Raw genomic sequence first — 12,915 nt, 5'->3', positions numbered from 1 at the left:
CGCGTCTCTTCTGCATAATTAGTGCGATTTTCGCCGCGTGTCTCTGCGGCGCATTAAATTCGCGCACGGTCATTTTCGTGATGTCGCGGTGATGCGAAGGAAGATGTGCTCAGCAGAAGCCGAGCGCGCGCTCCTGCTCGTCCCAGTCGAGCGGAAGATCGGCTTCAAGAAGTCGTGAGCGCGTGAGGCCACGCGGGATATCACCAGCGTGGATGCGTTCGATGATCGACGGCGACAGCCACGAGAGTTTGACCAGCCGCCCGAGTTGGCGCCGGTCCATCTTCCGCATGCGGCAACAGTGGCAGCGACATCGCAGGATTCTCAGGAACCAGCGTGTGCGCATCCAATGCCTTGCGCAAAAACTTCAGAAGTACGTGGCCTTTCTGTCCGGGCTCGCCGCGGGTGCAGCCCCATAAACATCACGCCTGCCCAGAACCCATCGCTCGGGCCTGAACGGAACAGTGATCTCCGCAATGGGATCATGACGATGCTCATCGGTCGCTACTCTTTGCGACTGTCGGCTGCCGCAGCCGGAGCGCAAGCCGGTTGCCGTCCATGGTCCTGGTGGCGATCCAGTCTGTCTATCTTTCGACGCGTTGGGGCACTTCGGTCAGCCGCCGGAACTCGGCTTCATCCGTCACGCCTTCGGTGATGATGAAAAGCAGGGTGGAATCGCTGTTCATGCCGATAGCTTCGCGCCACGCGAGGGTGTTGGCGGCAAGTGCACCGGCGAGGCCGGCCGCGCCGGATGCGCCCGCGCGGATGGCGGTGTCTGTTTCGGCCGGGGCGGCGAGGCTGCGGACGGCTTCGGCGGCATAGGTGTCGGCCACCGATATGAAGGCATCCACACGGTCTTTCAGGATTGCGAATGCCGGCAGCGAAGGGCGCAGGCAATCGAGCATCGCGAAGATCGTCTCCGCGCTGTGCGCGATCTCGGTCGCGCTGCCAGCGCGGGCGCTTTCCAGCAGGCAGTCGGCGCTGTCCGGCTCGACGACAAGGATGCGCGGCGCGTGGGGGATGCTGCCGAACCGGCTGGCCATTGCCGCGGCAAGCCCGCCGACACCGGCCTGCACGAACAGGTGCGTCGGCCGCTCGCCGGGAGAGAGCTGCGCGCGGATTTCCTCGGCGATCACGGTGTAGCCCTGCATCACGCGAACGGGCAGCGGATCGTCCGCGCATTCGGGTGCGTCCGCGGTGTCGGAAACGAGGATGGCGCCTGTGCGTGCCGCATCGCGCCGTGCCTGCTCCACCGAATCGTCATAAGTGCCATCGACGCGCACGATCGCCGCGCCCTGCCTCCGGATATGGTCGGCGCGTTCCTCGGTGACGCCAGCGTGGAGATAGACCGAGCAGCGCGCGCCGACGAGACGCGCACCCGCGGCCACGGCGCGGCCGTGGTTGCCGTCGCTGGCGCAAACGAAATGCATGTCCGAAGCGACGGCGCGAACCTCTTCGCCGACGAGTTCGGCAGGATCGAGCGTACGCCCGAGCGCGGCCTCGGCGTGCGTGCGCACGACGCTGAACACAGCGTAGACACCGCCCAGCGCCTTGAAGCTGCCGAGCCCCATGCGCTTGCTCTCGTCCTTCACAAGCACCTGGCCAACGCCGAGCCGCTGCGCGAGCCCCGGCAGCCGAACCAGCGGGGTCGGCGCATAGGCGGGGCAGGCGGCGAGCATCGCTATCGGTTCGAGATGCGCGTCGGCGGAAAGACCGCCCTGCGGATGGGCGATTTTGAGCGGGTTCAAAAGCAACTCGGTCATGTGGAAACTCCGGTTCGTGTGGCGGAGACCGCCGGCCGCGTGTCCCGCCACGGCCGTGCGCTTTCAAGCGTGGCGGCAAGCGAAAGCAAGCTCTCCTCACCGCCCGGTCGACCGGCGATGTGCGTGCCAATCGGCAATCCGTCAAGCACATGCAGCGGCACGCTCACCGCGGGCTGCCCCGTGAGGTTGTATTGCACGGTGAACGCCGCGCGGCGGAACACGTCGGCGAAGAATTCGGCCACCGAGTCTACGCTGCGATCATGCGACAGCACGCCATGCGGCAGGGCCGGCGAGGCGAAGACCGGGGAGATGATCGCGTCAAACGCATCGGCGGCGTGTGCCATACGGCGGCAGAACAGGTTCATGTGGTCGAGCGTGGCGAGATACGCCTCGGGGCTGATCGTTGGCATCGAAATCGATGGCGATTGGCCCCTTATGTCCCAGCGCTTCGCAAAGGTGTGCAGTATGGCGGCTGCGATCGCGCCGGCTTTCACAGTATCGGCGTAGGCCTGCCGTCAGCAGTGCAATGCGCAGCGGTGCGGGTGGGCGATCGCAGCAAGAAGCTGCCTCCGGCGATCGCGCCGTGTAGCGGTAGCCGGTATCCGGTAAGTGCCAGCGGAACGATCCTTGGCTACAGCCGCCACGCCGCCGCCGCCCGATGGTGGAGAAGCCGCCTGCACGGACACCTGATGAACTCGCTGTCTTTGGCGGGCCGCAACCGCTCCGTAAGCAGGGGCGCTCTCAATAAATAAGGCGTTCCATCCGCCACCGTCGCGGTATCGCATCGGCAATGTCATGCATCTCCATGGTCAGGCCGGGGCATCGAGATCGACCCTCTTTTCCCGTTCCCACAGACGCAGTGCGCCGCAGGCCTTCAGGAAGGCGCCTGCGTCACGCGCGCCGGCGAGTTCGATGCAGCCTTCGTCGAGATCATCGGCTAGTCCGGCCTTCTCAAACAGCACCATCGCCTCGCGCGAGTAGCCGATAAATTTGCAATGGGCGAAGGCATCGGTCGCGAAGTCCTTCGCTGTTGCATCGCCGGCGAGCAGCGTGGCGCCGTCCTTCGAAGCGAGCACCGCCACGGCATCGAACAGCACGGACGGGCCGCCGTCGATCTTCTGGTGCGCAGGGACCTTCGTGCCGTCTGACAGCGTGACGCCGCCGATCTTCGGCGCGACCACCTCATAGACGGCCTTTTCATCCTTCACCGCCGAGACCAGCGCGGCGAACAGCGCTGCGTCCGCACCGTCGGTGACGAGGATACCGAGCTTGCGGCCCGCAAAGCTTCCGGGTCCGTTCTTGACGATGCTGAGCGCGTCCGAAGGCGGCAAGTCGGTGATCGTGGACCGCGCGGCCTTTGCCGGATCGGGAAGCGGCAGGCCAAGCCCGTCTGCCACCCTCGTCGCCAGCCTCCCGTCGATATGGCGCAGGTGCGAAACGACGCGCGACCGAATGTCGGGACGTTCGCACTTGCTCAGCTCGAACACCAGTGCGTCACCGAGATGCTTCTGCTCGATCGGCGTCTGGCTGATGTAGAACTGCCTGGCCTGGCTGTAGTGATCGGCGAAGCTTTCGGGCCGCAGCCGCGTCTTGGGACCGGTTTCCTCGGCGGCGAAGCTGCGAAAACCGCGCGCCGGGTCCTCGCGCGGCCCGCCCTCCAAACCCCAGCTGTTGGGCTCGTAGTTGGCACGGCCTTGCGGGTTTCGCATCGCCATGTGCCCGTCCTGCTGGAAATGTGCCATCGGGCATTTGGGCGCATTGATTGGAAGATGCGTGAAGTTGGGACTGCCTAGCCGCTTCAGCTGCGTATCGAGGTAAGAGAAGTTGCGGCCCTGAAGCAGCGGATCATTCGAGAAATCGATGCCTGGCGGGACGTTCTGCGTGCAGAACGCAACCTGCTCGGTCTCGGCAAAGAAATTATCCACCACCCTGTCCAGCACGAGGCGGCCCACCACCTGCACCGGGACTTCCTCCTCGGGGATGATCTTGGTGGGATCGAGCACGTCGAAGGCGAAACGTTCCGCGAAGTCCTCGTCGAAGATCTGGAGGCCCAGTTCCCACTCGGGGAAATCGCCGCTGCTGATCGCATCCCACAGGTCGCGGCGATGGAAGTCCGGGTCGGCGCCATTGATCTTGACCGCCTCGTTCCATGCGACCGATTGCAGGCCGAGCTTCGGCTTCCAGTGGAACTTGACGAAGGTCGACCGGTCCCTCGTGTCGAGTAAGCGGAAGGTGTGGACGCCGAAGCCCTCCATGAAGCGGAAGGAGCGCGGGATCGCGCGGTCGGACATCGTCCACATGATCATGTGGAGGCTTTCAGGCGTCAGCGAGATGAAGTCCCAGAAATTGTCGTGCGCCGATTGCGCCTGCGGGAAGGCGCGGTCGGGCGCGGGCTTCACCGAATGGACGAGATCGGGGAACTTGATCGCGTCCTGAATAAAGAAGACCGGGATGTTGTTGCCGACGATGTCCCAGTTGCCCTCCTTCGTATAGACCTTGACCGCGAAGCCGCGCACGTCGCGGGCAAGGTCGAACGAGCCCTTGCTGCCCGCGACGGTGGAGAAGCGCACGAAGGCAGGCGTGCGTTCGCCGACGCGCTGGAAGACGTCGGCGCGCGTGAGCTTCGACAGCGATTTCGTCAGTTCGAAATAGCCGTGCGCGCCATAGCCACGCGCGTGCACCACGCGTTCCGGGATGCGTTCATGGTCGAAGTGGAAGATTTTTTCGCGGAAATGGAAATCTTCCAGGAGCGTCGGACCCCGCGCGCCGTAGCGCAGCGAGTTCTGGTCGTCGGCAACCGGCGCGCCTTGTGCGGTGGTCAGCGCAGGGACGTCACCGCCAGCCACCTGATGCGTCTCGCCGCCGGCCCCTTGTGGTTCGGCATAGGCGGTCTCGATCTTCGCGCCTGGCGGCTTCGCCGCCTGCTTCTGGGACTCGCCGGGCTTCTTTACCTTGCTGGCCATGATGCCTCTCCTAGTTTTGCTTAAGTTGGGTTTGGTTGGCCAGGATCATCGCGCAGCTGTCCGCGCTCCCGCCTTCAGCAGCGCGATCGCGTCGGCGTGCTTTGCCTTCGGCATTGTGACTCCTCGTTTGGGACTGTATGCAGAAGTCGCATCAGCAAGCGATGTTCCATGCGAACGACTCGCAATGTGACGGATGTTGCACTATGCGCGGGAAAGCACTTCGGGAACTGCCGTTCTCGATACCCGCGACTTGTCGATTGCCGAGCCCTGATCGTGCGGCCGCTCGACGAATTGTCCGGGCTTGCCGCGACGCGCGCGATCCTGCTCGCCCAGTAAACGCAGTTCCCGCCACCGAGCCTAACGTGGCCGAAGCCGTTTTCTCGGCGTCGCCGTCGCGACCTCCGGCGGCTTGCGCCCGGAGAGGCTCAAGTCAAACGAGCGCTTGCGCTGTTGGCCCCGCCTCCAAAGGAGGCAGGCTTACAACCCCATCGGGAAGCCGCCCGAAACGGGCACGGCAAGGCCTGTCAGAAAACGGGCGCCCGGGCCGGCAAGAAAGGCCACGACGTCGCCGACCTCCTCGGGCGTGCCGCATCGACGCAGCGCGGCCGGGGCCGACATCATCTGTTTGGCCAGCGCACCGTCAGCTTCCCGTACAATATCCGTCTCGACGCTTCATTAGCGTCGCAGGGATGGTTTGACCGTCCCTCTTAGCGAAGTGCCGGCTGTTTCTGCGAGGGAGTTCACGGCGATCATCCCAACTATGCAGGCGGCCATCATTGTATAGGCCGGCATGAGCGTATTCCCGGTTATCTGGATCAGCCAGCTGTTGAATGCAGGCGCCGTGCCGCCAAACAGCGAGGTGGACACGTTATAGGAGATCGCGAAACCGGCGAAGCGAACCTGGGTCGGGAACATCGCGGGGAACGTAGCGGAAATTGTGGATAGCTGCGGCGCGTAGAGAATCCCGAGCAGCAGAAAGCCCACAACGGCGCCTGTGACGCCGGTCCCCATCAAATGGTAGAGTGGCACGGCCGCCATGAACAGGCCGATGAGCGACGCCCACCAGAGCGGCTTGCGGCCAACTCTATCCGACAGCGCGCCAGCGAAAGGCAGCAGTACCATCATGAACAGCATGCCGATGATCGGCACGATCAGCGCATCATCCGGCGACAGTCCGATCCGGCGCTGGAGATAGGTCGGCATGTAGCTGAGCAGCGTGTAGTTGACGACGTTCAGCGCGACGACCATGCCGCCCATCACCACAAGCGGACGCCAATAGTCGCGCAGCAGGTGACGCAGCTCCACAGCCGTGCTTTTCTCCTGTTGCCCCGCACATTCGATTTCCCGAAAGATCGGCGTGTCTTCCATGCGCGAGCGCAGGTACATACCGACAAGACCCATCGGACCGGCCACGAAGAACGGGATGCGCCAACCCCAATCATGCATCACCGCATCGCCGAGCCAGAGTGAAAAGCCGAGCATCAGCAATGCGCCGAAAGAGAAGCCGGCCAATGTGCCAACCTCGAGGAAACTGCCGCAGAAGCCCCGTCTGTCGTCGGGCGCGTACTCGGCCATGAATGTGGCGGCGCCACCATATTCTCCACCGGTGGAAAAACCCTGCACCATCCGCAGCAGCATCAACAGGACCGGCGCCCATAGGCCGATGCTGTCGTAGGTCGGGATGAGCCCCACCGCGAAGGTCGCGCCCGACATCATGAGAATTGTGAACGCAAGCACGGTCTTACGGCCCAGCCGGTCGCCCAGCGGCCCCCAGAACAGTCCCCCGAGCGGTCGGACAAGGAAGGAAATCGCGAAAGCGGCAAGCGCGAACAGAGTCGCCTCCTCAACGCTGCCGGGAAAGAGCGCCGCGGAGATATAGGAGACGCCGTAGGCATAGATGCCATAATCGAACCACTCGGTGGCATTGCCGACAGCGGAGGCAGTGATCGCACGGCGCAGGACGCCGGGCGGGACATTTTCGGTTCCGCCGGGCGGCACCGCGCCGCCGACGGGATTGTCCGTTCGGGAAATGCTCATGACGCGTCCTTCATTGTTTCAGAGCCGCGCGGATCCAGTGCCGCGGCCATCGGCGTGGTGCGCGGCAGCACTTGATAGGCCTGCTGTTCAGCCCCCGGTACCGGCGCCGCCACGCGAAGACGCCACAGCCCGAACATCAGCACGCCTGCTGCGCAAGCAGCCAGAAACAGGAACAAGGCATTGTCCGCAAACGCCATCGCGCCGCCGCCGGCGATTGGACCGGCCGCGGCACCGACCGAATAGAACAGCACGAGTCCGCCGCTCGCCGCAACGCGCTCGTCCGGCCTGAGATGGTCATTGGTGTGTGCGACGCAAAGGGGGTAAAGCGCGAAGACCAAACCGCCGAAAAGCGCGCCGACGGCGAGCAGCGCGGCGCCCGGCACGGTCATGAAGGCGAGTGTTCCGCTCGTCAGTGCCGCCGCTCCGAACGTGCCGACGATCACGACGCGGCGGTCGAACGTGTCGGACAGCCGGCCGAGAGGCCATTGCAGTGCGACGCCTCCGAAAATGACGACGCTCATGAACGTTGCGGTCGCGGCAAGATCCATGCCGAGCCGGCGCGCGTAAATCGCACCGAGGCCGTAAAACGCCCCCATCATGAGTCCCGTGACCGTCGCGCCGGCGATGCCGAGCGGCGAGATACTGTAGAGCCGCCTGAGCGCAAGCGGCTCGTCTGCGCCCATGGTGGGCGCCGCGATCCGTGTGAGCGCCACGGGAATGGCAGCGAGCGATATGAGAATCGACGCAGCGATGAAAGGAAGCACTGATCCCGCCCCACCGATGCCAAGCAGGAATTGGCCGAGCGCCTGACCCGAATAGAGCACGATCATGTACCCTGCGAGTACGATCCCGCGCGTTTCGGGCGCCGCCCGTTCGTTGAGCCAGCTTTCGAGACACACAAACACGCCTGCGATGCACAGCCCATCGATGAAACGCAGAGCGCTCCACAGAAATGGATCGAGATGCAGCGCATAAGCAAGTGTGCTCGCGGAGAACAGCGACACGAACGCCGTGAACGCGCGGATATGCCCCACACCCGCGATGATGCGATGCACGTGGAGCGAGCCGGCCGTCAGCCCCGCGAAATAGGCGGTTGCGGCAAGCCCGATCTGGAGCGTTCCCGACCCGCTCTCCTCGAGCCTCACACCCGTCAGCGTCGACAACACGCCGCCGCCCGCCATCAGCACGAAGATCGCCGTGAGCAGGCTGCGGACGGGCAGGAGTGATGCGAGCAAGGCCGTGACCTCCGACGTCAGGCCGCCGCCTGATGCGCTCCGCTGCTCCGTTCGACGAGCGCCGCGTGCAACGCCGTGATCGATCGCGCATAATCGTCGCAGCCGACGATAAACTGCACATCGACATTCCGGATCTGGTGCTGCATCGCGATCATGACGATCCCGGCGTCGGCCAGGGCGTTCAGGGCGCGCGGTACGAGGCCCGGCTCGGAAATATCGCTCCCGATCACTGAAACCATGGCGACGGTCTGCGTCGAAATCGTGGCACCAGGATAGCGCTCCTCGAGATCCGCGATGACGCGCGCCACTGCTTCGGACGAAGCGGAGAGATAATGCGTGATGGTATTCGCGTTCGATGATTTGCTGACGATCCAGACGCGGTGCCGTGTCAGCACGTCGAGGATCGCGGCATCATATCCCTTTTCGCCCACCATATCCTGTTCGAAGAACTGAAGCGCATGGATGGTTCGGATGCCTGTGACGATCTCGACGCGCGGCGTTGACGATACATAGTCGCCGCAGATCAGCGTGCCTTCATCCTTCCTGTCGAACGTATTGCGCACGCGCAGCGGAATTTCCGCCTGTCTCAGACCTCTGCCGGCACGGGGATGAATCGCCTCCATCCCGAGATTGGCGAGCTGATCGGCAACGTCATAATTCGTCCGGCCGATCTTTTTCGCGCGATCGACTCCGACAAGTTTCGGATCGGCGCTCGACAGGTGAAATTCCTTGTGAATGATCGCCTCGCGCGCGCCGCTGAGAACAGCGAGCCGCGAGAACGTCATCTCGGAATAGCCGCGTGCGTAGCGTCGGATCATACCTCCCTCGCAGCCCGCATAACCGGTGACGATCGGCATCTGCGTACTCAGATCAATCGGCTCCAATGCCTTGAGAATTCGAGCATCCAGCGTATCAATATCGTTCTGGTCGCATTGTGTCAGATCGACGAGGACGGCATTGATACCGCGGTCTCGCAGCAGCAGGGCGGTACTGTGCGCGCTGTGCGCCTCGCCCAGCCCGGCAAGCATTTCGCGGACCGTGATGAGTTGCTCCTTCAGGCAAAAGCGCCCATGGCTGCGCAACCGGTGAAGATCGTCGAGGCAGGCCCGGAGCGCATCGATACGGCGATCCACGAAACTGTCTGCTTCGCGCAGGCTTTCTACTCGCGCGAACATGTCCGCGTTTCGGTCATGCATCGCCGTGCGGACGTCTTCGAGCGCGCCGCGCCAGCCATCGTCGCCGTTGCCTAGGGCAAAACGCGCGTAAACGCCCGGCGCGCCGCTTTTCTTGTGCTCCAGCAACAGATCGGTCATACCTGCATAAGCGGATACCACGAAGATGCGGTTGTAGAGTTCCGAGCCGGAACGGCCCGCGACCAACACGTTGTCGAACAGCGTGGCGGTCGCGGCCATCGAGGTCCCGCCGATCTTTTCGACGCTGTGCGCGCCGGTCATGCCGCGTAAGCCGCCAGATCGTCGCTTACCGGAAACAGCGGATCGACTCTCCGTGACGCGACGAATTCAGGCCTTGGCGTCTTGGCACCAAATGGCGCTTGCAGACGGTTCGATACGGCATTGTAAACAATGAACGCATTCGCGCGCGGGAATGGCGTTATGTTGCCATTTGAACCGTGCATCATATTGCAGTCGAAAATGATGACAGTTCCCGGCTTCCCAATGGGTGACACGATCCCGTGTCTATGCGCGAGGCGCGCGAGGCTGTCTTCATCCGGAACGCCATATTCCTGCTTCTTCAGCGACATTTTGTAATGATCGTCCGGTGTTCCCCCTACGCATGACACGAACGTGCGATGGGATCCTGGCATCAACATCAACGGGCCGTTATGCGGTGTGTTCTCGGCAAGCAGGATGGACATCGACAAGGCGCGCATCCTCGGCATACCGTCCTCAACATGCCAAGTTTCGAAATCGGAGTGCCAATAGAATTCCTTACCCTGGAAGCCGGGCTTATAGTTCAGCCTTGACTGGTGAATATACACGTCATCGCCCAGCAGAAAACGCGCGACGTCCGCAAGCCGGTCATCGGACGCAAGCCTGCCGATCAACTGGCTTTGCGCATGGATCGCGAAGATGGAGCGGACTTCCTCGCCGCCGGGTTCGGTGATCATGGTGTCGCGTTGCAAGCCACTCGGGTCGCCCAGCAAGCGTACCGTTTCTGCCTGCAGGGTGGCCATCTCCTGCGTGCCGAAGACGTCATCCAGTACCAGATAGCCTTGCTGGTCGAATTGCTCCGCCTGGTCGCGGCTGAGCGGCGCATCGGGTGTCCAAGTGCTGTGGACCACGGCATCGCGCCGCGGAAATACGCCGGGCTCCGGTGCTCGGCGGGATGGATAAAGATCGGTCATGGTTTCTCCTTCCGCCGTATTCACGCCGTGGCGGCGGCTTCGGCTCTTTCGTCCAGATTTGCCGGATAAGCCCCAGTTTCATCGTGAACTTCGCCGCCGGTCACGGGCGGGTTGAAGACGCAAACCGTCAGAAGGTCGGTTGCCGGCCGGACCACGTGTGGATCGTTCGCATTGAGCGCGTACATGGCGCCGGGCGCGAGATCGTGGGTCTCGCCTGTCGCGAGATCCTCGATCGTACCAGACCCCTTCAGAACCAGCACCGCCTCGAGATGGTTCTGGTAATGCATCTTCAGTTCTTCACCCGCGTACATGCGTGTCACATGAAATGAAAATCCCATGCCGTCGTTCTTCAACAGCAGCCGCGCGCTCTCCCATCCCTTGGAACGGATGTTGCGGTCACTTGCGCGGACGTCTTTCAGTTTGCGGACAATCATCAGCTTTTCTCCTTATTCTGCCGCGACGCCATAGGTTCGTGCGAGTACATCGCCGACAGAAGTCTCGAGAATATCGAGGCCTGCTTCGAACACGTCGGCGTCGATGGTGAGCGGTGCGAGCACCTTCACGATCTCGTCATACGCACCGCTGGTTTCGATGATGAGGCCGCGATCAAAGCAGGCCGCGGTCACGGCCGAGGCGTTCTCGCCCGAGCCCATATCGATACCGCGCATCATTCCGCGGCCACGCGTTGATAGCTCATAACGGGCGGCGATGCCCGCCAGCCTGCGTTCAAGCAGGTCGCCGCGCCGCTGCACGCCCTCCACGAATTCCGGATCAGCCCAGAAGTGCCGCAGCGTCGCCGCTGCGGTCACGAACGCGTGATTATTGCCGCGAAACGTACCGTTGTGCTCGCCGGGCGACCAGATATCGAGTTCAGGCCGGAACAGCGTAAGCGCAAAGGGCAGCCCCATCCCGGAGAGCGACTTGGCGAGCGTAACGATGTCGGGTTTAACGCCGGACTCTTCGAAACTGAAGAAACCCCCCGTACGGCCGCAACCTGCCTGAATATCATCAATAATGAGAAGCGCCCCATGCGCCTTCGCGATCTCGCCAATGCGGCGAAGCCATTCCGGAGACGCCGCATTCAGCCCGCCTTCTCCCTGCACGGTTTCGACAATGAAAGCCGCAGGCGCATCAAGACCGCTAGACGGGTCGCCAAGCCGCTGTTCCAAAAGCGCCGCCGTGTCGACATCCGGACCATGGTAGCCATCGTAAGGTTCGTGTGAAACGTGACTGAGCGGCACGCCCGCACCGCCGCGCTTCTGCGCGTTACCCGTGCACGCAAGCGCCCCAAGCGTCATGCCGTGGAAACCGTTGCTGAACGCGATGACGAGTTCCCGGCCCGTCACCTTACGCGCGAGCTTTATCGCTGCCTCTACAGCGTTCGTGCCGGTTGGGCCGGTGAACATCGCGCGATAATCGAGCCCACGCGGACGCAGAACGATCGATTCCAGCGCCTCCAGGAAATCGGCCTTGGCATGGGTATGAAGATCAAGCCCATGGGCGATGCCGTCCGCAGCGATATAATCGAGCAGTGCCTGCTTGAGCACAGGGTGGTTGTGTCCGTAGTTCAGCGTGGAACAGCCGGAAAGGAAATCGAGATAACGGCCACCGCTATTGTCGTGCATCCACTCGCCTTCGGCGCGCGTGAACTGCCGCGGCATGGCGCGCGCATAGCTACGCACAGCCGATTCGCGCCGCGCATAGATTTCAGGCACTGGTCCTGGTTTGCTGGGCTGCGGCTTCGTGGTCATTTTCATATCAGTTCCCTTGTTTCGGAAAGCTTTCGATAAGCGGTCGGCAGCGGGCCGATGCGGGCTTCCCATTCCGTGTCATGCGCGCCGCCGAAATGGCGTTCGCACTCGAAACGCGGTGTCCGCCGGAGAGTTGCGTCGTGGCGCCGGGCAAAACTCTCAAAAAGCGCCCATGATGCCGCGTTGTCGTCGGTGATCGTGGTGGTGAGCGACAGCACGCCCTGAAGTGCGGGGCGCTCGATCAGCGCATCAAGCATTCGCCCGCCGAGCCCTTCGCCGCGCGCAGCCTCGCTGACGGCGACCTGCCATACGAAGAGCCGGTCCTCCTTTGCAGGCGGCCGGTAACCAGATACCCAGCCGACGATCGCGCCGCTGCGCTCCGCAACGACGCACGTGTCCGCGAAGTCCGAGCATTGGAGCAGGTTGCAGTACATGGAATTGGTATCCAGCGGCGGGCATTCGGCGATCAGCGCCGAAATCAAACTGCCGTCGGTGGGGACAGGTGACCGGAAAGAAATGCCCTTGCCGGCTCGGGTGTCGGATACGACCGTCGCAGCAAGTCGTGGCACGGAACGCGCGCTACTAGCTTGATGTTGAATTATTTCTTCTCCCGAAATATTTTTTGGGGCCGACGCGACAACGCTTTTGCCCGGCCTGGTCGCGAATATAGGCACAAAGACGGAAATTTCAACCGTTGTTCGCTACCGCCCCCTCCGCAAAGCGGCAGGGCGGCGCTAAATTATATTTGTTAAACCGAAATATAATGGTACTGGCTCACAAAGCGTCGCCACGCTAGCGAAGCAG

12 protein-coding genes are annotated in these 12,915 nt (G+C 62.8%); all 12 read right to left on the bottom strand.

The features are described from left to right. Positions 1–109: 109 nt before the first annotated feature. The 12 genes from H2052_RS08355 to ectA all read right to left on the bottom strand — a co-directional run bounded on the left by H2052_RS08355 (position 110) and on the right by ectA (position 12,785). Positions 110–280, bottom strand: coding sequence for a hypothetical protein (locus H2052_RS08355; RefSeq protein WP_293780071.1), 171 nt, complete (start codon positions 278–280; stop codon positions 110–112). Positions 281–581: 301 nt separating this feature from the next. Further along, positions 582–1,760 (bottom strand): diaminopropionate ammonia-lyase, encoded by a 1,179-nt coding sequence (locus tag H2052_RS08350; RefSeq protein WP_293780069.1) that lies wholly within the window; start codon positions 1,758–1,760, stop codon positions 582–584. Continuing rightward, positions 1,757–2,254, bottom strand: a complete 498-nt coding sequence (locus tag H2052_RS08345; RefSeq protein WP_293780067.1) for an amidase family protein — start codon at positions 2,252–2,254, stop codon at positions 1,757–1,759. Before H2052_RS08345 ends, H2052_RS08350 begins: the two co-directional genes overlap by 4 nt. Before the next feature lie 315 nt (positions 2,255–2,569). Further along, a complete protein-coding gene (locus H2052_RS08340; protein ID WP_293780065.1) occupies positions 2,570–4,723 on the bottom strand; it encodes a catalase in 2,154 nt (717 codons plus the stop codon). Between the two features lie 477 nt (positions 4,724–5,200). Further along, positions 5,201–5,380, bottom strand: a complete 180-nt coding sequence (locus H2052_RS08335) for an SDR family oxidoreductase (RefSeq protein ID WP_293780175.1) — start codon at positions 5,378–5,380, stop codon at positions 5,201–5,203. An 18-nt stretch (positions 5,381–5,398) separates the two neighbouring features. Then, positions 5,399–6,760, bottom strand: a complete 1,362-nt coding sequence (locus H2052_RS08330) for an MFS transporter (RefSeq protein WP_293780063.1) — start codon at positions 6,758–6,760, stop codon at positions 5,399–5,401. Further along, positions 6,757–7,995, bottom strand: coding sequence for an MFS transporter (locus H2052_RS08325; protein ID WP_293780061.1), 1,239 nt, complete (start codon positions 7,993–7,995; stop codon positions 6,757–6,759). The genes H2052_RS08330 and H2052_RS08325 overlap by 4 nt, the downstream gene beginning before the upstream one ends. A gap of 17 nt (positions 7,996–8,012) precedes the next feature. After that, a complete protein-coding gene (locus tag H2052_RS08320; protein WP_293780059.1) occupies positions 8,013–9,449 on the bottom strand; it encodes an aspartate kinase in 1,437 nt (478 codons plus the stop codon). Continuing rightward, a complete protein-coding gene (gene thpD / locus H2052_RS08315; protein ID WP_293780057.1) occupies positions 9,446–10,360 on the bottom strand; it encodes an ectoine hydroxylase in 915 nt (304 codons plus the stop codon). The genes H2052_RS08320 and thpD overlap by 4 nt, the downstream gene beginning before the upstream one ends. A 20-nt stretch (positions 10,361–10,380) precedes the next feature. Continuing rightward, positions 10,381–10,794 carry an ectoine synthase gene (locus H2052_RS08310; protein WP_293780055.1) on the bottom strand — a complete coding sequence of 138 codons (414 nt, stop codon included), beginning with the start codon at positions 10,792–10,794 and terminating at the stop codon, positions 10,381–10,383. A 12-nt stretch (positions 10,795–10,806) separates the two neighbouring features. Further along, complete coding sequence (ectB, locus tag H2052_RS08305) at positions 10,807–12,117, bottom strand: diaminobutyrate--2-oxoglutarate transaminase (protein WP_293780053.1); 1,311 nt, start codon at positions 12,115–12,117, stop codon at positions 10,807–10,809. Continuing rightward, positions 12,114–12,785, bottom strand: coding sequence for a diaminobutyrate acetyltransferase (gene ectA, locus H2052_RS08300; protein ID WP_293780051.1), 672 nt, complete (start codon positions 12,783–12,785; stop codon positions 12,114–12,116). The genes ectB and ectA overlap by 4 nt, the downstream gene beginning before the upstream one ends. Positions 12,786–12,915 lie beyond the last annotated feature (130 nt).

This window comes from Sphingosinicella sp. (assembly GCF_013911755.1).
Classification (GTDB): domain Bacteria; phylum Pseudomonadota; class Alphaproteobacteria; order Sphingomonadales; family Sphingomonadaceae; genus Sphingosinicella.
Note: the sequence above shows the minus strand (reverse complement) of the source record. Positions and strands in the feature narration are given on the sequence as shown.